Raw genomic sequence first — 22,014 nt, forward strand, 5'->3', positions numbered from 1 at the left:
TATGCCCTCACGGAAAGACTTTCTCAGCAACCCCTACGTACAATCTAAAATCTAAAATCTAAAATCTAAAATTATTCTTACTCCTGACTCCTGACTCCTGACTCCTGACTCCTGCTGTAAGATTCTTGATATTCTTCTTTCTCTTCTTCCAAAATTGTCGGTGTTTGCATCACAAAAGGTAAATCTGCACCTATTAAACCTCGTTGGATGTGTTGCAGAGTTTCAGGAAAAATCACAAACAAAGGATAAACATTATTTGCACCCTCACTCAAAATATGACTATGACGGGGGTGCATGATCCATTCATATTGTTTATCCAACAAAACTTGAGTTTGTCTCCATCTTCCCAAAAAATCAGAAAAATCCTCATCGGGACGATGAATAAATAATAAAATTTCTACATCTGTTTTGATTTTCCATTCTGGGTCACACATAATCATGGCAATATCACAAGGTAAACCCATCGTTTGTGAAGTTTTAGCTTCTAAGTCACGCAGTCTAACAACAGGTAAAGTGATCGTAATGACACTTTCCGATGGACGACGTAGACTAGGAATCATTTCCCAGTAAGGACGATGGTTTTTAAGAAGTGCGATCGCTGCTATATGATTACTATATTCTGCTAAACTAGCTTCATAAACAGATTTTTGTATATTCATAATTTATCAAATATCAATTATCAAATTATCAGTTCTCAAATTATCAGTTCTCAAATTATCAGTTCTCAAATTATCAGTTATCAGGAGTTATTTTTGATTATCCTTCTGAACTCCTGACTCCTGACTTCTAAACACTGATAACTAATTTTTTTAAGCTGTTACACAGCTAAATTGTATAATCCTAATATTCTGAACTCTTGTGGAACACGCATCTTGCCTGTTCCACTTATACAAATTAAATGCACAACAGCTTAACCCAACGTTTCAAACACCTTAAACATTGGCAAATACATGGCCAACAAAATAGTACCAACCATCCCCCCAAGTACCACAATCATTAATGGTTCTAAAATGCTGGTGAGTGATTTCACCGCTTGTTCAACCTCATCTTCATAGAAATCAGCAACTTTCATCAACATACCATCTAACTCCCCTGTTTCTTCCCCAATCATCATCATTTGAATAGCCATTGCTGGGAAAACTTGGCTTTTCTTCAAAGCGGTACTAATCATACCTCCTTCTTGAACTTCTTTACGAGCAGCGTCTATAGAGTTAGCAATAATTTGGTTTCCTGATGTATCTCGCACAATTTCCAAACAAGTAATAATGGGTACACCAGAACGAGTTAAAGAACCAAAAGTACGGCTAAATCTAGCAACTGAAGATTTTTGGATCAAATCACCAAACAGGGGAACTTTTAGAGAAAGGCGATCAACTGTGAGTTTGCCTACAGGAGTTTTGTAATATTGCTTAAAGGCAATTTGAGCAACAATCAAACCAGCAATAATCGCTAAAGACCAATAACTTCTTAATATTGCACTACAAGTCATCAAAAATTGTGTCAGAGGTGGTAATTCCACTCCTATATCGCTAAAAATATTAGCAAAAATAGGAATCAGAAAAACCGTCATCCCCACAAAGATAGCAGTTGCCAAAAAACCTACTACCACTGGATAAGACATAGCAGATTTGATTTGGTTTTGTAATCGTGCCATATCTTCTAAAAGTTTAGCCAGACGATTTAAAACCTCATCAAGTACACCACCGATTTCTCCAGCTTGCACCATACTTACATACAAACCATCAAAACAGTCTGGATGCTTACGCATAGAATCGGAAAGGTTAACACCTGTTTGCACATCAAGACAAATCTCAGTTAAAGCTTTCTTGAGTTTTGGATTACTACATTGTTCTGACAGTACACCCAAAGCTCTCACAATTGCCACACCAGCATTCACTAAAGCAGCAAATTGACGAGAAAAAACCGCTTTGTCTTTGACTGCCACTTTAACAAAGGAGTTCTGAATTTTCTCTAAATCAAAGCTGAAACTTTTAGATTCTTTCAGGTCTTGAACTATAAAACCTTTATCTCTAAGATTAGTACGAGCATCCGTTAAGGAATCAGCAACAAATTTTTCAGTTCGAGATTTTCCTTGGGAGTCCCGAACACGGGCAAGGTAGGTTGGCATAATATTTACTCAAAATTAGTAAATTAGTAAATTGGTAATTGGTAATTGGTGATTGGTGATTGGTGATTGGTAATTGGTAATTGGTAATTGGTAATTGGTAATTGGTAATTGGGAAACATAAAATTGATTACCCAGTCCCCAGTCCCCAGTCCCCAGTCCCCAATCACCTGTTTAACGTTTTGCACCTGCTGGTGGTGCTGTTGCACCAATCAAACGTTGAACTTCATCAGGTTTAGAAGTCTTAGACATTGCAGCTTCAAAAGATATAGTTCCAGCTTTGTATAAATCAGCTAAAACTTTCTCTAGAGTTTGCATTCCTAATTTACCTCCTGTTTGAATAGAAGAATAAATTTGGGCTGTTTTACCTTCCCGAATCAGGTTAGAAATAGCAGGTGTAACAATCATAATTTCTTGAGCCATTACCCGTCCATATTCACCAGGTTTAGGATTTTTCTTAGGTACTAAAGTTTGGCTAAAAACTGCCACTAAAGAGTTAGATAATTGTACCCGCACCTGTGTTTGTCTTTCTGATGGAAAAACGTCAATAATCCGGTCAACAGTTTGAGCAGCAGAACTGGTGTGTAGTGTACCAAATACCAAGTGACCTGTTTCTGCGGCCGAAATCGCCAAAGAAATAGTTTCCAAGTCCCGCATTTCACCCACCAGAATAATATCTGGATCTTCCCGTAAAGCTGCTTTCAAAGCATTAGCAAAACTCTTAGTATCTTCACCTAATTGACGTTGGTGGACTAAGCTTTTTATTGGTTCATAAACAAATTCAACCGGGTCTTCAACTGTTAAAATATGTTCGGCTCTGGTGCGGTTGATCAAGTCAATCATGGCAGCCAGGGTAGTAGTTTTACCTGAACCTGTAGGACCTGTCACCAGAATTAATCCTCTGGGCTTTTCAGACATTTCTCGAACTATATCTGGCAGTCCTAATTTTTCAAAGTTAGGAATTTTAGAACTTAAAGCTCGCAAACAAGCAGCATAAGCACCACGTTCTTTATAGACGTTTACCCGGAAGCGAGCCAAACCTTTCACACCATAGGAACAATCTAATTCCCAGGTTTGTTCTAAGGTTTTACGCTGAGTATTATTGAGCATACTAAAAATCAGCCTTTGACATTGATCAGCCGTCAGTATGTGATCACCAATAGGGGTGAGTTTACCACTGATGCGGAAGTAGGGAGGCAAACCTGCTGATAAGTGCAGATCCGAACCGCCCATGTCTATTAGCTGTTCCATCAAGTCTTCAATCATGAATTCCATAACGTTTTCCTCCAATGAAAAATTAGGTGACAGGTGACAGGTGACAGGAGATTCGATTTTGGATTTTGGATTGTATCCAGTCCACTCGAATCTAAAATCTAAAATCTAAAATCTAAAATCTAAAATCTAAAATCTAAAATTTTCTGCCTCCTGCCTCCTGTTAATCTGTAAACCGAGGTGTTAGACAGTAGGGACAATCTAACCACTCTGGTTGTAAAGTAGCATCACAGGTTTTACAGGTTAAACCACTCTTACGTTTAGCTTTTAATTCAGCTTCCAAACCTGTATCTGTGTATACTACTCGCTCTACTTCTTCCAGAGTTGTCGCACCTTGGCGCACCAAGTTAAGACTGTAAGCCAGCAAGGTTTTCATACCCTCTTCTATGGCGACTTCTTTGATCCTTTCTGTGGGTGCTTCTTGGTTAATTAAGGTTTGCAGGTTTTCCGTAATCCGCATGACTTCATAAACACCACAACGTCCTTTATAACCAATACCATTACATTTGGGACAAACCTTAATTTTGCCGTTATTTTCGGCTATTACTTCCGGTGGTATGGTGTTAGCTTTGTAGAAAGTGACAGCACCTTCTTGAGAAGCAGATAAACCATAACGAGCTAGTTCTTCAGGCGTGGGAGTATAGGGAATTTTACATTCTGAACAAACACGACGCATCAAACGTTGTGCCAATACACCGATCAGAGAACTGGAAACCATGAAAGGTTCAATCCCCATTTCACCCAAACGAGCGATCGCACCAGGAGCATCATTAGTATGTAAAGTGGTTAATACCAAGTGACCAGTTAGCGCCGCTTCAATCGCTGTTTTGGCTGTTTCCTTATCTCGTGTTTCACCCACCAGTAACACATCAGGATCTTGTCTTAAAAATGCCCGTAGTGCAGTAGCAAAATCCAGCCCTTTTTCCCGAATTACCTGTACTTGAGTCAGCCCTGGTAAACTGTATTCAACCGGGTCTTCTACGGTACTAATATTAATTCCCGGATCATTGACTTCTGCTAGTGCAGAATACAACGAAGTAGTTTTACCAGAACCAGTAGGACCAGTCACCAGAATCAAACCAAAGGGCTTGCTGACCATATCCTGGACTATATGCAAAGTCTCTGGATCAGTAATTAACTTATCTAAACCCAACTGGGTAGATGAGTTATCCAAAATCCGCAGACAGATTTTTTCACCATAGCGACTGGGTAAGGTATTAACCCGAAAGTCTACTTTTCTACCATCAAAAACCCTGCGGATACGTCCGTCTTGAGGTAAACGCCTTTCGGCAATATCTAGATTAGAGATAATTTTAAATCGAGCCGTTACTGCCGGTACAATATGTTTTGGCATAGGTCGGATAGCTTCAGATTCACGTAGTACCCCATCTTTCCGGTAGCGCACTCGTAAATATTCTTCCTGGGGTTCAATGTGAATATCAGAAACACCATCCCGCAAGGCGACAAAAAGAATTTTATTGACAAGATTGATAATAGGGGCATCATCAGCATCCTTCATGGCTGCTGTCAGATCAACCTCTGAATCTTCTAAGGCCTCTTGAACCATATCTTGATTCAGACTTTCTATATCCGAACTAATGTCTGTCAATTTTGCTTGCTGTATTTTCTCTTGCCGAGCCGCAAACTCATCCAAGTATTGGTTAATCAGCTGCTGGTAATCTTCCTGGGTAATAACCATCCGCTGTAGAGACAAGTTTTGCGATCGCAAGATGCGGTTGAGTTCATCACAAGCCTCTAGATTCTCTGGATTAATCATTGCCACCAAAACATAAGGAGGATTTTGGTCTTCCCGTTTCGACAGAGGTACTAAACGATGACGACGACAGACATCTACTGGTATTAACTCTTCAATCAATTTTCCCACGCTCATGTTGCCAATTTGATTGACTTCTGGATCGAGGGATTCAACACCGTAGAGTATTTTTAGTTCAAATAAATGCTGTTTCTTGTATTCCCTGAGAAACTCAGGTGCTAGTTGTTGCCCAGTAATTGACTCTAATACATCTGTCAGCATTTTGCCAGATTTGCGGCTTTCAGCCAGAGCCTGTCTCATCTGTTCACTGTTGACATAGCCGGATTGTACTAGCTTGTTGCCGAAAGGCGAAAACTCTGTTCTGGTGGTAAGAGCGGTGCTGCGCCGTTGTGGTGATGAGTAAGTCATAAGCAATGAGTTGGGGAAACCTCTTGTTCCAGTATTCCCACACTGTAGTCAATAATTCTCATAGTGAGTGTATTAAATTTCAGTTTAAACATTTTTCTTCTTAAAAATTTTTATTGTCAGGAGTCGTAGGGGCGAAGTAGGGGCGAAGCATTCGGAAAATAACCTGTGATCAAAATTGATAATTTTTCGCCCGAATGCTTCGCCCTTACAGGAAAATAACCTGTGATCAAAATTGAGAATTTATCGCCCGAATGCTTCGCCCTTACAGGAAAATAACCTGTGATCAAAATTGAGAATTTATCGCCCGAATGCTTCGCCCTTACAGGAGGCAGGGGGTAGCAGGCAGGTGATATAGCACGGTAAAATATCTTCGCAGTTCGACAAGCTCACTGACCACCACGCTCAGATACTTTACCTCAGTGGTTTTGGTTCACTCAACTTTCTTATAAAATGGTGAAATCAACTGTATTGTTAGATTTCATGAATAATGTTTGAATTGTACAGTTTCAATGCTGCACGTAGGTTGAATCAAAAATCTACAATTGCTTCCAGCAAAGCCTTCAAAAGCACCTGGGATGAGTAGATAATGATGGATGAAAATAAACAAGTAAACAATACAAGCCAGCAATTGGGCGAACCAATAGAGGTAAACCAAGCAATGAACAGCGACTCACCAGCCGAAATTAACTCTCATGAATCTGGCAGCGATGTGACTGAGCAAACCCCAGAGCAAACCAATGTATCGGGAGAACCTGCTTTCACAGAAGAAAATGGTGTCGCTGCGGCAGAAACAACAGAAGTCGATACGGCGGCTTTAACACAATTGACTCAACAAATTGAGTTTTTGAGAATGCAAGTTGAAGAGCGTAGCACTCAATATATGCGAATCGCCGCAGATTTTGAGAATTATCGCAAACGCGTCTCTAAAGAAAAAGAAGATATGGAAACACAGGTGAAGAGAAACACAATTATGGAATTGTTACCTGTAGTTGATAACTTTGAACGGGCGCGGGCGCACCTCAAACCACAAAATGATGGCGAGATGACAATTCACAAAAGTTATCAAGGAGTGTATAAACAATTAGTGGATTGTCTGAAACGATTAGGTGTGTCACCAATGCGTCCTGAAGGTCAAGAATTTGATCCTAACCTGCATGAAGCCGTGATGCGAGAACCGACCAATGAACATCCCGAAGGAACAGTTTTAGAAGAATTAGTACGGGGATATTTTTTGGGCGATCGCGTGTTGCGCCATGCAATGGTGAAAGTTGCTGCGCCCCAGGAAGATACACCTACAGAACAGGAAGATGAGTCTAGTCAAGAAAACAGTTAAGCTGTATTCACTCGTCCTACTGACTGAAAAATTCTCAATTCTGCGGTAAAAATTACTGTTCTCAAACAGGATAGGGCTGTTGACTCTTTACTGAAGTTAATCAGCCCTTACGCAAGCAGGTTTAATCAAAGACTAGGCGTTATTATTAGTAGCAAATATATGCTATAGCTTTATGTAGGGCTTGCTGAATAAATGTAAAAGCTAGATAAATCAAGGGATTGAGGATGATTAAAATTAAAATTGTGCAAGGTTTTAGGTACTGTGAGCCTAAGAAAGCTTGCACTTTGTTAGTGTTTGCACAATTTGCAAATCAAAAAAACTCCTTGATAGCGAAGCGTGGCGTTAGCCATACTCCTGTCCCCTCACAGATAACTTTTTCAGCAAACCCTATGTAATTCCACTTTGAACAACAGGATTTATTCAAACCTTGCCTTAAACCTCTAGCCCCTGAGCGAAAAACTATAATTCCGTACAGAATTACAATAATAGCAGTCACTAAAAATACTGACAGTATGGGAAAAGTTATTGGAATCGACTTAGGCACTACTAACAGCTGCCTTGCTGTTATGGAAGGTGGTCAACCAATAGTGATTGCCAATTCCGAAGGAGGACGCACTACTCCTAGTATTGTCGGATTTGGGAAGAGTGGCGATCTTCTGGTTGGTCAACTGGCCAAACGGCAATCTATCACTAATGCAGAAAACACAGTCTACAGTATCAAAAGATTTATCGGTCGCCGTTGGGATGATGCTGAATCAGAAAGCGATCGCGTACCCTATAAGTGCGTTAAAGGACGAGACAATACTATTGATGTGGAAATTCGGGGACGCAATTACACACCCCAAGAAATATCTGCCATGATACTGCAAAAACTCAAACAAGAGGCGGAAAACTTTTTGGGTGAAGAAGTGACTCAGGCAGTGATTACCGTACCAGCATATTTCACTGATGCCCAAAGACAAGCAACTAAAGATGCTGGAACAATTGCTGGCTTGGAAGTGATGCGGATCATCAATGAACCAACTGCTGCTGCTTTGGCTTTCGGTTTAGACAAGCAGGACCAAGAACAATTAATTTTAGTATTCGACTTGGGAGGGGGAACTTTTGATGTCTCTATCCTGCAACTAGGAGATGGCGTTTTTGAAGTTAAAGCCACTGGTGGTAATAATCAATTGGGAGGCGATGATTTTGACAATTGTATTGTCCTCTGGATGCTAGAAAAATTCCAGCAACAAGAGAATATTGACATTTCCCAAGATAAAATGGCACTGCAACGCCTGCGGGAAGCTGCGGAAAAGGCAAAAATTGAACTTTCCAGTATGCTCAATACTTCCATTAATTTGCCTTTTATCACCGCTGATGATAAAGGTCCCAAGCATCTGGAAATGGAACTGAGCCGTGCTAAATTTGAAGAACTTACAGCCAAATTAATTGAAGCTACCATTGAGCCAATGATTCAGGCACTTAAAGATGCTGATCTCAAACCTGAAGATATTGATCGGATTATTTTGGTTGGTGGTTCTACCCGCATTCCCGCAGTACAAAATGCTGTGATTAAATTTTACAATGGCAAAACCCCTGATCGCTCCGTCAACCCTGATGAAGCGGTGGCACTGGGAGCGGCAGTTCAAGCTGGTGTGTTGGGTGGAGAAGTTGATAAACTCCTGCTTTTAGATGTTATTCCCCTGTCTTTGGGGCTGGAAACTCTAGGGGAAGTATTTACAAAAATTATTGAACGTAATACGACCATTCCCACTAGCAAATCCCAAGTCTTTTCTACTGCTGTGGATGGACAAAATTCCGTGGAAATTCACGTTCTCCAAGGGGAACGGGCTTTGGCAAAAGATAATAAATCCCTCGGCAAGTTTCTCTTGGCTGGGATTCCCCCTGCTCCCCGTGGTGTACCTCAAATAGAAGTGTCTTTTGATATTGATGTCAACGGTATACTCAAAGTTTCTGCTCAAGATAAGGGTACTGGTAGAGAGCAGAGTATTCGGATCACCAATACAGGTGGTTTAAGTCAATTTGAAGTGGAACAGATGCGAAAACAAGCAGAATTATATGCTGAAGAAGATAGAAAACGTAAAGAACTGATTGAACTTAAAAACCAAGCTGATAACCTGTTATTTAGTTTCAAATCTACGTTAAAAGACAACGGAGAATTCATTAGTCAAGAAATGAAAGCAATGGCAGATGAGAAATTAGAGAAACTGCAAGAGGTGATGAGTGACCCCAATGTTTCCCTATCTGTTTTTAAGTCAATATTAGAGGAATTTCAACAAACTCTGTTTGCGATCGGTGCAGATGTTTACAAACGAGTTAGTAGCCCGGTCAATAGCCCATCGTCAGAGGGAGGACACGAGGAGGAAGAAGACCTGAGTGATATTTCCTTAACTTTGGTAGAAGAAAGTTCCACAACAGCAACGTCAATACCACAATTCAATTTTGATTTTGATGAGGATAATACGGCTATATCTGATTATGAAGCGATAGATTAGGTAATGGGCAATTGGTAATGGGTTATTAACCTCTCTCCCTGACTGCTGACTGCTAACTCCTGCTAAGTGTGAAGTAGATGATCTCGTACTAAATATGAAACTAAAAGTATATGGTGGATTTCCACACCATAAGGTACGGTTAGTCCCTCTATTTGATGGGCTTATTTTTGTCGTTCTAAGTAGCACAATTGTAAAAGAGATCGGCTCAGACAATGTCAGGATAATCGAGCTAAATTGACTCATCATGCCATTGCTTTTGTCGTTAACCACAATGAATGTATCTGCTAATCAAGATTTACTGTTAATGTTTGTTAAAAGTAAAAGGTAAAATAAATTCATAAACAAAAATTAAGTGTTGTCTCTATCTCCTTTACCTTAGCCTTTTAGGTATTTCTGCTTTATTAGTTCTAACTTTTACCCTTGCTCTATGGCCCGCGACTATTATGAAATTCTAGGTGTCTCTCGTGATGCCGACAAAGAAGAAATTAAACAGGCTTATCGCCGCCAAGCCCGGAAGTATCACCCTGATGTGAACAAAGAACCGGGTGCGGAAGAACGATTCAAGGAAATAAACCGCGCTTATGAAGTGCTGTCTGAGCCAGAAACCCGCGAGCGTTATAACCGTTTTGGTGAAGCTGGCGTTTCTGGTGCTGCTGGTGCTGGCTTCCAAGATATGGGGGATATGGGCGGTTTTGCTGATATCTTTGAAAGCATTTTCAGCGGTTTTGCTGGAGGAATGGGTGGACCTACACAGCAAAGACGGCGTAGCGGTCCTGTACGGGGTGATGATTTACGTCTAGACCTGAAGTTAGATTTTCGGGAAGCGGTATTTGGTGGTGAAAAGGAAATCCGCATTTCTCATCTAGAAACTTGTGAAGTTTGTAGTGGTTCTGGTGCTAAACCAGGAACTCGTCCCCGGACTTGTAGCACTTGTAGCGGTTCTGGCCAGGTGCGACGTGTGACTAGAACTCCTTTTGGCAGCTTTACCCAAGTTTCTACCTGTCCCACCTGTAATGGTACTGGGTCAGTAGTGGAAGATAAATGTGATGCTTGTGATGGTAAAGGCGCAAATCAGGTCACGAAAAAGCTAAAAATTACTATTCCCGCTGGGGTAGATAATGGTACACGGTTACGGATCTCCCAAGAAGGTGATGCTGGCCAACGAGGTGGACCGGCGGGAGATTTGTATGTTTACTTATTTGTGAATGAGGATGAAGAATTTCAGCGTGATGGAATTAATGTTCTTTCGGAAATCAAACTCAGCTACTTGCAAGCAATTTTAGGTTGCCGTTTGGAGGTGAATACTGTTGATGGTCCGGTAGAGTTGATTATTCCCCCAGGAACTCAGCCAAATACGGTGATGAGACTGGAAAGTCGTGGTGTACCTCGTTTGGGAAATCCTGTGAGTCGGGGCGACCATTTGCTGACGGTGTTAATTGATATTCCTACGAAGATCACCCCAGAGGAAAGGGAACTGCTGGAAAAACTAGCTAAAATTAAGGGTGATAGAACTGGTAAAGGTGGGGGATTTTTTGAGAATCTGTTTAAGTCATGAGTCTATCTTCTCTGTTAACTCCTGATGCTCAGTTGGACTTGCGTGGTACTCCTTGTCCAATTAATTTTGTCCGGACTAAGTTACGTCTGGAACAAATGCCAGATGGCAGTTTGTTGGAAGTCTGGTTAGATGGGGGTGAACCTATTGAACAAGTTCCTGATAGTTTAACTATGGCTGGTTATCAGGTGGAAAAAATTACTGACTGTTCTGGTTATTTTTCTTTGCTTGTACGTCGTCCGGTAACTGCTGCATGATGGAAGATAGTGTTTCTACTACAGGGGAGTTATTGGGTACGGTGTTAGCTGTACAGGCTAATTTTTATCGGGTGCAGTTAGATCAAGGAGTCGTAGGGGCGAAGCATTTGGAAAATAGCCTTGAACAAAAATTGATAATTGGTCGCCCGAATGCTTCGCCCGTACAGGAGTCAGGAGACAGGAGACAGGGAAACATTAATAACCCAGTCACCAGTCACCAGTCACCAGTCCCCAGTCTCCTCTGTACCCGCAGGACTCGGTTGAAAAAAATCGGTCAACAGGTGATGGTTGGCGATCGCGTGGTTATTGAAGAGCCTGACTGGACCGGGGGAAGGGGTGCGATCGCTGATGTTCTACCAAGAAACAGTGAGTTGGATCGACCGGCGATCGCTAATGTGAATCAAATTCTTTTGGTTTTTGCGGTTGCTGATCCTCCCTTAGAACCTTTTCAGTTAAGCAGGTTTTTAATTAAGGCTGAATCTACAGGGGTAGATGTTTTATTATGCCTAAATAAATGTGATTTAATTACAGAAGACGAACAACAGGAAATTAGCGATCGCCTGGAAAGTTGGGGTTATCAATCAATTTTTATTAGTGTGCAAAATCAAATTAATATTAATGAAGTTTCTAATTATTTAAATCATAAAATTACTGTGATTGCTGGTCCTTCGGGTGTGGGAAAATCCAGTTTAATTAATATGTTAATTCCTGATGCTAATTTGCGTGTGGGTGAGGTTTCTGGTAAGTTAGCGCGTGGTCGTCATACTACCCGTCATGTGGAATTATTTGAACTTCCTGATGGTGGTTTGTTAGCTGATACTCCTGGTTTTAATCAACCTGATTTAAGTTGTCTTCCTGAAGATTTAATCTATTATTTTCCGGAAGCGAGAAGACGTTTAGAAGCTGGAAGTTGTCGTTTTGCTGATTGTTTGCATCGAGATGAACCAGGGTGTATTGTGGGTAGTGACTGGGAAAGATATGAGCATTATTTGGAATTTTTAAGTGATGCGATCGCTTATCAAGCTTATCTTAAAGAACAAGCTGATCCTGAGTCTACTTTGAAGGTGAAAGCTAAGGGTAAGGGTGAAAGTAAGTATGAACCTAAGTTGGAAAGTAAGAAATACCGTCGGGTTTCTCGTCGGGTTCAGGTGCAAAGTTTACAAGATTTAGATTTAGAAAGTGAGGAGTAGGTAAGAGGTTTTTTAGGGTTTTTCTGTTTGGTGTTTATTTCTTCTCCTTTCTCTGCGTTCTCTGCGTCTCTGCGTGAAATCAAAAAAAGTTATGCTACCAACGAAAACCCATGAGACAATTTTGGATTTTAGATTTTAGACTTTTTTATTCCAAACCCAAATCTTGCAAATACATTTCCACACCAGCACCGTGATTTGCTAAATTACTACAAACAGCTTTATGCGCTTTGACTGCTGCTTCCAATAATTCTGGTTCAACTTCTTGAATATAGTCACACGCACCTATTCCACCTCTGGGAACAGGGTCCCAAAGTCCACCATCTCCCCGCTTACGTATTTTTCCAACAACTCAAATAAAACCGCATCATCGGTAATGGCCATTTTAATAATTTCTGCCATCCCATTCCGAATATGTCCAGTTGCTAAGGTGCGGAAAAAACTCCGATCTACTAAGGTTAGTACAGGGGGACGATATGCACCAATACTATTTTTGAACTGTTTACCGTTGGTACAAGTTCGGGGTGAAAGACCTGCGTCAATAGCTGCTACTACTGTTGTTCCCACCATGATATAAGGTGTCCGACGATGTTGTAAGGCACAAGCTAAACCCGCAACATCGCTTAACACACCACCACCTATAATTAATACAGGTTCGTTGCGGGAAACATCGTAACCGTCTTTTCCTAAAAACCCTAATATTTTGTGTACTGTTTCCGGGGTTTTGTCTGCTTCCCATGCACGACACACCATCATTTCTAATGGTATTTCATGAGCATCAAAATATTTTCTAACTTGCTCACCATATAACTCGTTAACTGTCTGGTCTATGACTGCTACACAGCGATCATGACTATTATATATGTTAGCTAAAATATCGTTTTCTAACTAAAAAATTCCTTCTACTACTTTGACTTCTGCTGTTAATGTGAAGGTAGCAGCAACTTCAAAGGAACGACTATCTTTTTTATGTGCTATTTCCCCAGACCCCGTATAACAGTGGGATGTGAGGTACTTTTCCCCATGTGTGAATCTGATGGTGTCAGTCGCTAGGGAATTTTCGATTTTTTCTGTATCTACTAATAAGTTATCTGCAATTTCTGGGGTTGGTAATATGCTTTGTGGAGTCATTTCAACTGGACTTTTTCTGATTTTTGTAATTTGGTCAATATGGAAGATTAAAAAGTTCTGTTCTTGTAGAAATTGCATTTATTTGAACAGTCTTTTTTTTTGCAAAAGCTTCAAAAACATTAATCAGATAAACCGATGTTTCAGATTTAACATTTGCATCTTGCCAACCAGTCTGCTGGGTAGCAAATTTACTCATACTTTCACCAAAAATGTAACTAAATGTTAAGTTTTCTCATCTTCTGTGGTGATTTGGAAGTAAGTTTTTAGATTTAATTAATGTTCTTAACAAAGAGTAACATTTAGTTGTTGCTTATAGTTTGTGAAAAGTTTATGTATTTATTAAATTAATAGAAACTGTTTTAACTTACAAAAATTCTCTTTTTTTCAGTGATCTAGATACTTGCCAAATAATTTATTGTATGATGATCACATGATCGCCAACACATAACTCAGGAAAAATACTTGGGACTGCTTGATGACAACTATCTGCGGGTAGATATTCTTTGCTCAAATCTCAGATGTGGGGCTTGACTAATAAAACTTCCTTCACGATCCCGATATCATCTTAAAATATTGTTAATTTCTGCCAAACTCTCGACCTTCAATTTACAACCCACCCCAAAACTATTATGTCTATAGGTTACGTCGCACTTGTACTTCATGCACATTTACCCTTCGTTCGTCACCCAGAAAGTGACTATGTGCTAGAAGAGGAATGGCTCTATGAAGCTATCACAGAAACCTACATTCCTTTATTAAAAGTATTTGAAGGATTAAAGCGAGACGGCATCGACTTTAAAATCACGATGAGTATGACACCGCCTCTGGTGTCTATGCTCCGTGATCCTCTGTTACAAGAACGCTATAATGAACATTTAGCAAAGTTAGAAGAACTAATAGAATTGGAAGCAGAACGCAATATCCACAATGGACATATGCGTTATTTGGCTGAACATTACGCCACTGAATTTAATGAAGCTCGTCAGGTTTGGGAAAAATATCAGGGTGATTTAGTAACAGCTTTCAAACAATACCAAGATACAAACAACCTAGAAATCATAACTTGCGGTGCTACTCATGGGTATTTACCCTTAATGAAGATGTATCCCCAAGCTGTATGGGCGCAACTTCAGGTGGCTTGTGAACATTACGCAGAAACTTTTGGTCAAGCGCCTAGAGGTATTTGGTTGCCTGAATGTGCTTACTATGAAGGTTTGGAACGAATGCTGGCGGATGCTGGTTTGCGTTATTTCCTCACCGATGGACATGGTATTTTATACGCCCGTCCCCGTCCCCGCTTTGGTACTTACGCGCCAATTTTTACAGAAACAGGTGTTGCTGCTTTTGGTCGTGACCATGAATCTTCTCAACAAGTATGGTCTTCGGAAGTCGGTTATCCAGGTGCTGCTGAATATCGGGAATTTTATAAAGATTTGGGTTGGGAAGCAGAATATGAGTACATCAAACCCTATATCATGCCCAATGGACAGCGTAAAAATACGGGAATTAAATATCATAAGATTACCGGACGTGGATTAGGTCTTTCTGATAAGGCTTTGTATGATCCTTATTGGGCAAGGGAAAAATCCGCAGAACACGCTGCTAACTTTATGTATAATCGGGAAAGACAAGCGGAACATTTACACGGGATCATGGGACGGCCTCCGATTATTGTTTCTCCTTATGATGCGGAGTTGTTCGGTCATTGGTGGTATGAGGGTCCTTGGTTTATTGATTACCTGTTCCGTAAGTCATGGTACGATCAGGGAACTTATGCAATGACCCATTTAGCTGATTATTTACGAGCTAACCAGAATCAACAAGTCTGTCGTCCTTCTCAGTCCAGTTGGGGTTATAAAGGTTTCCATGAATATTGGTTAAATGACACTAATGCTTGGATTTACCCGCATTTACATAAAGCTGCGGAACGGATGATTGAAATTTCCCAGTTAGAACCAGAGGATGAGTTGCAATGGAAAGCTTTAAACCAAGCAGCGCGGGAGTTGTTGTTAGCGCAATCTTCTGACTGGGCGTTTATTATGCGGACGGGAACTATGGTCCCCTATGCGGTGAGAAGAACGCGATCGCACTTAATGAGATTTAATAAACTCTATGAAGATGTAAAAGTCGGTAAAGTTGATAGCGGTTGGTTGGAAAAAGTGGAATTAATGGATAATATTTTCCCCAGTATCAACTATCGCGTTTATCGTCCCGTTTAGTTTTTCGCAGCTTGACAATCTCTGGGTTTCTAGCCTGGAGATGATCAAATTCCATTCCTGGTGGTTGTGACAACAGAAATTGCAAAATTTTCGCAATTAGGTGAGTATCAATGATAGATTATTATAGATTATTATTGATGCTACCTAATTGACACAAACTATCGCAGGTTTTCAAGTCAGAATCATCATGAAATCTTTGCACCGTCCCGATTTATATACCTGGTCTTGTTTTAACCCGACAAGAAATATTGATTTCAATGGGTTCGCCTGGATTCGTCCAAAGGGTAATATATTAATTGATCCAGTAGCTTTATCAAATCATGATTGGCATCATCTGGAATCTCTCGGTGGTGTGGTTTGGATTATCCTGACAAACTCCGATCATCTGCGAGCAGCTAAGGAAATTGCTAGTCAAACTTATGCGAAAATTGCAGCACCGATAGCTGAAAAGGAAAATTTCCCAATAGCGTGCGATCGCTGGTTGAGTGATGGTGAAGAATTTGTCCCAGGACTGAAAGTGATGGAACTCCAAGGTTCAAAAACTCCCGGTGAACTAGCTTTACTACTAGAGGACACAACTTTGATTATCGGTGATTTAGTGCGATCGCGTTCAGCAGATACTTTAACTATTTTATCCGATGACAAGCTGTTAAATCGAAAACAAGCTATTGCTTCTGTTCACAGATTAGCAACATTAACCAAAGTACAAGCTGTTTTAGTCGGAGATGGTTGGTCTGTATTTCGGGACGGAAATGAAAGATTAAAGGAACTTTTAGCTACTTTGTAATTCGTAATTCAACAAGATACCTGACTTCTGGAAAAAGTTGGGTATTTGATTTTCTGCAATCAAAGCAAATTCAAATTACAATAGAAAATATTGCTATTTTCGTAATGATTCAGGATAGAAAATACTCTAAGTCAGAAGAATAAAGGCTTTTCCAGTAAGTTATGATGATTTTCAGAAAATATCACTTGTCTCTATTCCTGATTTCATAAGCATTCTAACTCCTGACTCCTGACTCCTGAATTCTTACCTATTTTCTATTCCCATACAACTATGAATAATTTTATCAATAATAAAAAACAACTATTTGATCGTTGGGCATCAAGTTACGATTGGACATTTCCTTCTTTTATTTACCAAGCTATCCATAAAAGATTAATTTCCCACATCGAAATCCCAGCCAATGCCAATGTTTTAGATTTAGGTTGTGGAACTGGACGCTTATTAAATAGATTAGCCAGTCAATTTCCTGACTTACGCGGTACAGGTTTAGATTTATCTCCCCAAATGTTGCGGGTTGCCAGACAAAGTAATCAGCACCGTCCACGCTTAATTTATATTGAAGGTAATGCAGAATCACTTCCTTTTGCTGAAGGTCAATTTGATGCAGTTTTTAACACTATCAGTTTTTTACATTATCCTCAACCAGAACAAGTTTTAAGTGAAATTGCCAGGGTACTTGTTCCCGGTGGACGCTTTTATTTAGTTGATATAACTGCTAATACATCCCCTTTTCAATTAATGGCAAATTCGCCGGTTGCAGTTAAATTTTATCATCAAGAACAACGTGAAAAATTAGGATCTGATGCTGGACTTTTGTGTTTAGGTCATTACTATTTATTGGGTCCAGTATTGCTAACTATTTTTGCAAAACCTAAGTAGATCAACATACAGCAGGAGTCAGTAGGGGCGAAGCATTCGGAAAATAACCTGAGATAAAAATTGATAATTGTTCGCCAATATTTTAGGATTTGGCGATCGCTGTCATGAGTCGGTGTAGGTTTGCGTTTATTAGTAAGTCAAAACTTTAACGCTCGATTTGACTGGGGTATTCCCTTAGTCAGCGTTGATAGAACCGGTAATAGTCAGCAAAACCCCTGATTAACCCCCCTTTCTAAGGGTTGGGGGGATCTAACTTGTGGCCACATCAGAGAAAAATCTCCTGAAAAAAAATAATTGCCAATAGCGGGCTATTTTGCAGAAATTTCTGTAAAATCGAAATCTAAATAAAAAAAACCACATTATTAAGTGAATAGCTCTTTATTTTGCCATTGTTCACCTTTCCTTTTGCCTGCCCCCACAAAAAGACTTTTATACCTAACGGCACGCTACGCGAACAGCAAAGCCTAGTTAGGGAACTTATGAGAAAAGCAATAGTCCATTTAGAAACTTAAATTTTCAACTGCTTATGTTGCGTCGGCAAACTGTATTGTATCTACTCCTGAGTGTTTTACTCATTGGCTGTTCACCCCCAACCACCGCCGAACCCACTACTACATCAACCTCTCAAGTCCAAGTACAAACCCCTAAAGGTCAACATTTGCCAATCTCTGCTCAAGCTACCATTCCCAACGGCACAAAAATCAACCTAGAAGTCGCAAAAACTCCAGAACAACAGGCTATGGGGTTGATGTATAGACCAGCTTTACCCGATGACAGGGGAATGTTATTTGTATTTCCCTCAGCCCAACCAGTCAGATTTTGGATGTTGAATGTCCCCGTATCTTTAGATATGGTCTTTCTTCAGGATGGAGTAATCAAGTACATTGAGACCGCTGCACCCCCCTGTAAAAGTGAACCTTGTCCCACCTATGGTCCTAATGTACCAATAGACCAAGTAATTGAACTGAGATCCAAACGAGCTACAGAATTAGGTTTACAGGTAGGTGACAAAGTAAACATTGAATTTTTCAACCCAAGTTATTAGTCATTAGTTATTCTTCCCAGTCACCAGTCCCCAGTCACCTATGAGGAATCTGTCAATTTTGTATGAAGATATTTTGGTAAAAAAACTATTCCGTAAAATATAGAGGTTAATATTTAGCAGCAGTTATCATAACATCGGATCTAGCTTTTCCCCAATGAAAAACCCGACTTCAAAGTTTCACTGGAAAAATCCTTCTTTTGACATAAGTGTAAATAGTAATCAATAGAGGACTATAGGCTATGGAATCTTGGATACTTCAGATGTAATTACATTAAGCACAAACAACTCAAGAGAATCAAGCCAATTTAACTTATAGTTCCTGTTACTTGAGATTGGGGGAAACAAGCAGTACGAAAGTTATACGATTTTGGATGGTGAAAGTGTTTGAGGATTTATTCAGTCATAGCACAGTGACACATAAAATACTGGCTTTAGATCACTGAGAAAAGAGGAAAGGATATATGATAATACACTCTACTCAAGGAGGTGAGATACAAATGGCACAATCAAGATATTCTCGTTTGATTAATTTTCTCCAAGAAGATTTGGCGATCTCAGCCGCTTCTCTGTCTGTGGCTTTGCGTCATCGGGAGCAGGATACAGGCTCTTTAACCATGATCCTGTGGCAGTATGGGTTGATTACCCTAGAGCAGTTAGAACAAATTTATGATTGGTTGGAGACTGCATAGGTAAGCAATGGAATACTAGAAAATCCATTGCTGGTAACTATTCTGGTCAATATTCTGGCGGCTAACTGTATGCAAATTCAATATGAAACGGTTGAGCTAATTCAGGAGAAATAAGGTATGTCAAGTCAACTCTGCCCTGGGCAAAGTTTGATAGATCGAAAAATTGATGCTGAGAATTTTGAATTATTGACATCCAAATTAAAAGGGCAAGTTGATCAAATCACTTGCCCTTTTATTGTTAGAAGTCAGGAGTCAGGAGGCAGGAGTCAGAAGGCAAGGGGCAGAGGGCAGGAGGAAGTTGATAACCCAGTCCCCAGTCCCCAGTCACTGACCTTATCCAAAAACCTTAGCAGCAGCGGCGATACCAGCACCAGGGGTAAAGTTTTCATAGCCAACTTCTGCCAGTACAATTTCTAATGATGCGATACAACTGAGAATATCGCGATCGCTCACAAATCCTAAGTGACCAATACGGAAAATTTTATTACTCAGATGGTCTTGACCACCAGCTAAAGCAATATCAAACCGCTTTTTCATCAATGACCGAATTTTATCCGCTTCCATTCCCGGTACTGATACAGCGGTAATAGCTGGACTAGCGCATTCATCCGCTGCAAACAATGGCAGATTTAAAGCCTTCATCGCTGCACGAGTCGCATTTTTTTGGCGTTCATGACGGGCAAAAATTGACTCTAAACCCTCTTTTTTCATCATCCCCAAGGTGGTGTGTAGTGCCACAATTAAGTTAACTGGGGGAGTAAAAGGAGTTGTATTTTTAGCTGTAGATTTGCGATATTTACCTAAATCTAAATAATATTTTGGCAACTTCGCAGTTTTGTAAGCTTCCCAAGCTTTAGGACTTACAGACACAAATCCTAAACCGGGGGGTATCATATAGCCTTTTTGAGAACCGGAAGCTACTACATCCAATCCCAAAGCATCAACAGCCACATTGTAAGCACCCAAACTGGTGACAGCATCAACAATAATTAAAGCTTCCCTATGTGCTTTTACATGACTATTGATAGCTGCCAAATCATTGATTACACCTGTAGAAGTTTCGCTGTGGGTGATAATGACAGCTTTAATTTCTTTGTTGGTGTCAGCTTGTAAAATTTCTCCAAACTTAGCCGGGTCTAAAGGTTGTCCCCATTCTGCGGTGACAACTTCCACATTTAAACCAAAAGCTTGACCAACTTCTACCCAACGTTCACCAAACTTACCATTAGAACCCACCAAAATGCGATCGCCAGGAGACAGAAAATTAATAATTCCCGCTTCTACCGCACCAGTACCGCTAACATTCAGCATCAGTACATCATTTTGGGTTTGGTGCAGCCATTTCAGGTTTTCTGTCACCTCGCCCATCATGTTACTAAATTCACTGGTACGGTGTCCAATGGGGTGTTTAGCCAAAGCTAGTAAAGCTGCTTCTGGAACTGGAGTAGGTCCAGGAATCATCAACATTAACTTATCGTCCATTATCTCTATCCCAAAAATCCAATAAGATTCAAAATCCTTTGAGGATGATTTAATTCTGATGGCAAATTTTAGACATTCATCTACAAATTCAATCAGTCTGTCATCAGAAGATTATAGTACCTGAGAGAGTCACATCTGCTCTAGGCATAAACTTAAAAATTAAAGGCAAAAAGGCCAGCTTTCGGTTTTCCTTTTCACCTTTCCTCTTTATTTTTGATCAGAAACCACTTGATTGGTAATTGGTAATCGGTAATTGGTAATACAATTTTGGATTTTGGATTTTGGATTGTTTTTGACAATTCCAATCTAAAATCTAAAATCTAAAATCTAAAATTTTCTTTCCCAGTCACCAGTCCCTAGTCACCAGTCCCTAGTCACCAGTCACCAGTCCCCAGTCCCCAGTCCCCAGTCTTATTTACCAAAAAGATGATTAATTGCCAATTTTGGATCTGGTTGTTTTACCAAAGACTCACCAACGAGTACAGCGGATGCTCCGGCTGTTTCTACTATACTTAAATCCTCTGGTGTATGTAGTCCTGACTCACTGACGACTAAAATATTTTTCTCATGTAATTGACTACCTCTTGCTTTCAGTAGTTCGCAGGTGGTTTGGAGGTCAACAGAAAAATCTTCTAGGTTGCGATTATTGATACCAACTAAAGAAACACCATCTAAAGCTAAAACTCGGTCAAGTTCTTCTAAACTATGTACTTCAATCAAAGCCGCCATTTTCAGAGCGTTGGCAATTTTAATGAAATACTGTAAATCCTGATCACTAAGAATTGCCGCTATCAATAGAACTGCATCTGCGCCATTCACTCGCGCCAAATACATTTGATAAGGATAAATAATAAATTCCTTACATAATAATGGTAAATCTACGGCAGCACGGACTAAAGATAAGTTATCAAAACTACCTTGAAAAAACTTTTTATCTGTGAGAACAGAAAGACAACTTGCACCACCTTCTTCATAAGCTTTAGCAATTTCTACCGGGTCAAAATCTGCCCGTAAAACCCCTTTGCTGGGGGATGCTTTTTTTACTTCTGCGATTAATGCAGGTTTAGTTTTTCCTTGACGCAACGCAGCAACAAAATCACGGGTAGGAGGTAAGGAAAGAGCTTTTTTTTGCAGTTCTTTTAACGGCAATTTTTCCCGCATTTGTTCAACTTCTGTTTCTTTATACCAAACAATTTCTTCAAGAATATTATTTGGTTCAGCATCCTCTAATACTGCTTGGTAGCGAACAATAGAAACATCAATAGCTGGACTAGGTTGACGACGACGAATTTGCATACTGGGGACTGGGGACTGGGGACTGGGGACACTTCGACAAGCTCAGTGCATCGCTGGGGACTGGGGACTGGGGACTGGGG

Annotated in this window: 21 protein-coding genes; 10 read left to right on the forward strand and 11 right to left on the reverse strand. The window is 40.2% G+C overall.

What is annotated here, in order from left to right; translation table 11 throughout:
* Positions 1-77 precede the first annotated feature (77 nt).
* The 6 genes from H5968_RS07355 to H5968_RS07380 all read right to left on the reverse strand — a co-directional run bounded on the left by H5968_RS07355 (position 78) and on the right by H5968_RS07380 (position 5,866).
* Complete coding sequence (locus H5968_RS07355) at positions 78-659, reverse strand: hypothetical protein (protein WP_187039402.1); 582 nt, start codon at positions 657-659, stop codon at positions 78-80.
* A gap of 251 nt (positions 660-910) precedes the next feature.
* Positions 911-2,128: a type II secretion system F family protein gene (locus H5968_RS07360; protein ID WP_187039403.1), complete on the reverse strand. Its 1,218-nt coding sequence runs from the start codon at positions 2,126-2,128 to the stop codon at positions 911-913.
* A gap of 23 nt (positions 2,129-2,151) precedes the next feature.
* On the reverse strand, positions 2,152-2,313 hold the full coding sequence (locus tag H5968_RS07365) for a hypothetical protein (RefSeq protein ID WP_187039425.1): 162 nt from the start codon (positions 2,311-2,313) through the stop codon (positions 2,152-2,154).
* Entirely contained in the window at positions 2,300-3,400 is a 1,101-nt protein-coding gene (locus H5968_RS07370) for a type IV pilus twitching motility protein PilT (RefSeq protein ID WP_187039404.1), read from the reverse strand. The genes H5968_RS07365 and H5968_RS07370 overlap by 14 nt, the downstream gene beginning before the upstream one ends.
* Positions 3,401-3,560: 160 nt before the next feature.
* Positions 3,561-5,579 (reverse strand): GspE/PulE family protein, encoded by a 2,019-nt coding sequence (locus tag H5968_RS07375; protein WP_187039405.1) that lies wholly within the window; start codon positions 5,577-5,579, stop codon positions 3,561-3,563.
* 116 nt (positions 5,580-5,695) lie between these two features.
* Positions 5,696-5,866, reverse strand: a complete 171-nt coding sequence (locus H5968_RS07380; protein WP_187039406.1) for a hypothetical protein — start codon at positions 5,864-5,866, stop codon at positions 5,696-5,698.
* A gap of 299 nt (positions 5,867-6,165) precedes the next feature.
* Here H5968_RS07380 and grpE point away from each other — a divergent pair, with 299 nt between their 5' ends.
* From grpE to rsgA, 5 genes are all read left to right on the forward strand, one after another.
* On the forward strand, positions 6,166-6,912 hold the full coding sequence (gene grpE, locus H5968_RS07385) for a nucleotide exchange factor GrpE (RefSeq protein WP_187039407.1): 747 nt from the start codon (positions 6,166-6,168) through the stop codon (positions 6,910-6,912).
* A 512-nt stretch (positions 6,913-7,424) separates the two neighbouring features.
* Positions 7,425-9,410, forward strand: coding sequence for a molecular chaperone DnaK (gene dnaK / locus H5968_RS07390; RefSeq protein ID WP_187039408.1), 1,986 nt, complete (start codon positions 7,425-7,427; stop codon positions 9,408-9,410).
* Positions 9,411-9,837: 427 nt separating this feature from the next.
* Complete coding sequence (gene dnaJ, locus H5968_RS07395; protein WP_096566495.1) at positions 9,838-10,965, forward strand: molecular chaperone DnaJ; 1,128 nt, start codon at positions 9,838-9,840, stop codon at positions 10,963-10,965.
* On the forward strand, positions 10,962-11,219 hold the full coding sequence (locus H5968_RS07400) for a sulfurtransferase TusA family protein (RefSeq protein WP_096566493.1): 258 nt from the start codon (positions 10,962-10,964) through the stop codon (positions 11,217-11,219). Before dnaJ ends, H5968_RS07400 begins: the two co-directional genes overlap by 4 nt.
* Positions 11,216-12,409, forward strand: coding sequence for a small ribosomal subunit biogenesis GTPase RsgA (gene rsgA, locus H5968_RS07405; RefSeq protein WP_187039409.1), 1,194 nt, complete (start codon positions 11,216-11,218; stop codon positions 12,407-12,409). Before H5968_RS07400 ends, rsgA begins: the two co-directional genes overlap by 4 nt.
* 282 nt (positions 12,410-12,691) lie before the next feature.
* Here the strand turns inward: rsgA and H5968_RS25540 are convergent, their stop codons facing one another.
* The 3 genes from H5968_RS25540 to H5968_RS07415 are packed head-to-tail and all read right to left on the reverse strand — an operon-like array spanning position 12,692 to position 13,733.
* Positions 12,692-13,282: an iron-containing alcohol dehydrogenase gene (locus tag H5968_RS25540; protein WP_370569754.1), complete on the reverse strand. Its 591-nt coding sequence runs from the start codon at positions 13,280-13,282 to the stop codon at positions 12,692-12,694.
* A gap of 12 nt (positions 13,283-13,294) precedes the next feature.
* Complete coding sequence (locus H5968_RS25545; RefSeq protein WP_255427068.1) at positions 13,295-13,537, reverse strand: hypothetical protein; 243 nt, start codon at positions 13,535-13,537, stop codon at positions 13,295-13,297.
* 34 nt (positions 13,538-13,571) lie between these two features.
* Positions 13,572-13,733 carry a hypothetical protein gene (locus H5968_RS07415; protein ID WP_187039410.1) on the reverse strand — a complete coding sequence of 54 codons (162 nt, stop codon included), beginning with the start codon at positions 13,731-13,733 and terminating at the stop codon, positions 13,572-13,574.
* 433 nt (positions 13,734-14,166) lie between these two features.
* Here H5968_RS07415 and H5968_RS07420 point away from each other — a divergent pair, with 433 nt between their 5' ends.
* The 5 genes from H5968_RS07420 (at position 14,167) to H5968_RS07440 (ending at position 19,156) form a co-directional block, all read left to right on the forward strand.
* Positions 14,167-15,756, forward strand: a complete 1,590-nt coding sequence (locus H5968_RS07420) for a glycoside hydrolase family 57 protein (protein ID WP_187039411.1) — start codon at positions 14,167-14,169, stop codon at positions 15,754-15,756.
* Between the two features lie 187 nt (positions 15,757-15,943).
* Positions 15,944-16,543 (forward strand): MBL fold metallo-hydrolase, encoded by a 600-nt coding sequence (locus H5968_RS07425; RefSeq protein WP_187039412.1) that lies wholly within the window; start codon positions 15,944-15,946, stop codon positions 16,541-16,543.
* 270 nt (positions 16,544-16,813) lie between these two features.
* Entirely contained in the window at positions 16,814-17,422 is a 609-nt protein-coding gene (locus H5968_RS07430) for a class I SAM-dependent methyltransferase (protein ID WP_187039413.1), read from the forward strand.
* Between the two features lie 526 nt (positions 17,423-17,948).
* Positions 17,949-18,467 (forward strand): DUF192 domain-containing protein, encoded by a 519-nt coding sequence (locus H5968_RS07435; protein WP_187039414.1) that lies wholly within the window; start codon positions 17,949-17,951, stop codon positions 18,465-18,467.
* Between the two features lie 461 nt (positions 18,468-18,928).
* Positions 18,929-19,156: a DUF2949 domain-containing protein gene (locus H5968_RS07440; protein ID WP_096566475.1), complete on the forward strand. Its 228-nt coding sequence runs from the start codon at positions 18,929-18,931 to the stop codon at positions 19,154-19,156.
* Positions 19,157-19,489: 333 nt separating this feature from the next.
* Here the strand turns inward: H5968_RS07440 and H5968_RS07445 are convergent, their stop codons facing one another.
* Entirely contained in the window at positions 19,490-20,638 is a 1,149-nt protein-coding gene (locus tag H5968_RS07445; protein WP_096566471.1) for an alanine--glyoxylate aminotransferase family protein, read from the reverse strand.
* Positions 20,639-21,049: 411 nt separating this feature from the next.
* Positions 21,050-21,934 carry an indole-3-glycerol phosphate synthase TrpC gene (gene trpC / locus H5968_RS07450; RefSeq protein WP_187039415.1) on the reverse strand — a complete coding sequence of 295 codons (885 nt, stop codon included), beginning with the start codon at positions 21,932-21,934 and terminating at the stop codon, positions 21,050-21,052.
* Between the last annotated feature and the right edge of the window lie 80 nt (positions 21,935-22,014).

Source organism: Sphaerospermopsis sp. LEGE 00249, from assembly GCF_014299995.1.
In the GTDB taxonomy this organism is placed as follows: domain Bacteria; phylum Cyanobacteriota; class Cyanobacteriia; order Cyanobacteriales; family Nostocaceae; genus Sphaerospermopsis; species Sphaerospermopsis kisseleviana.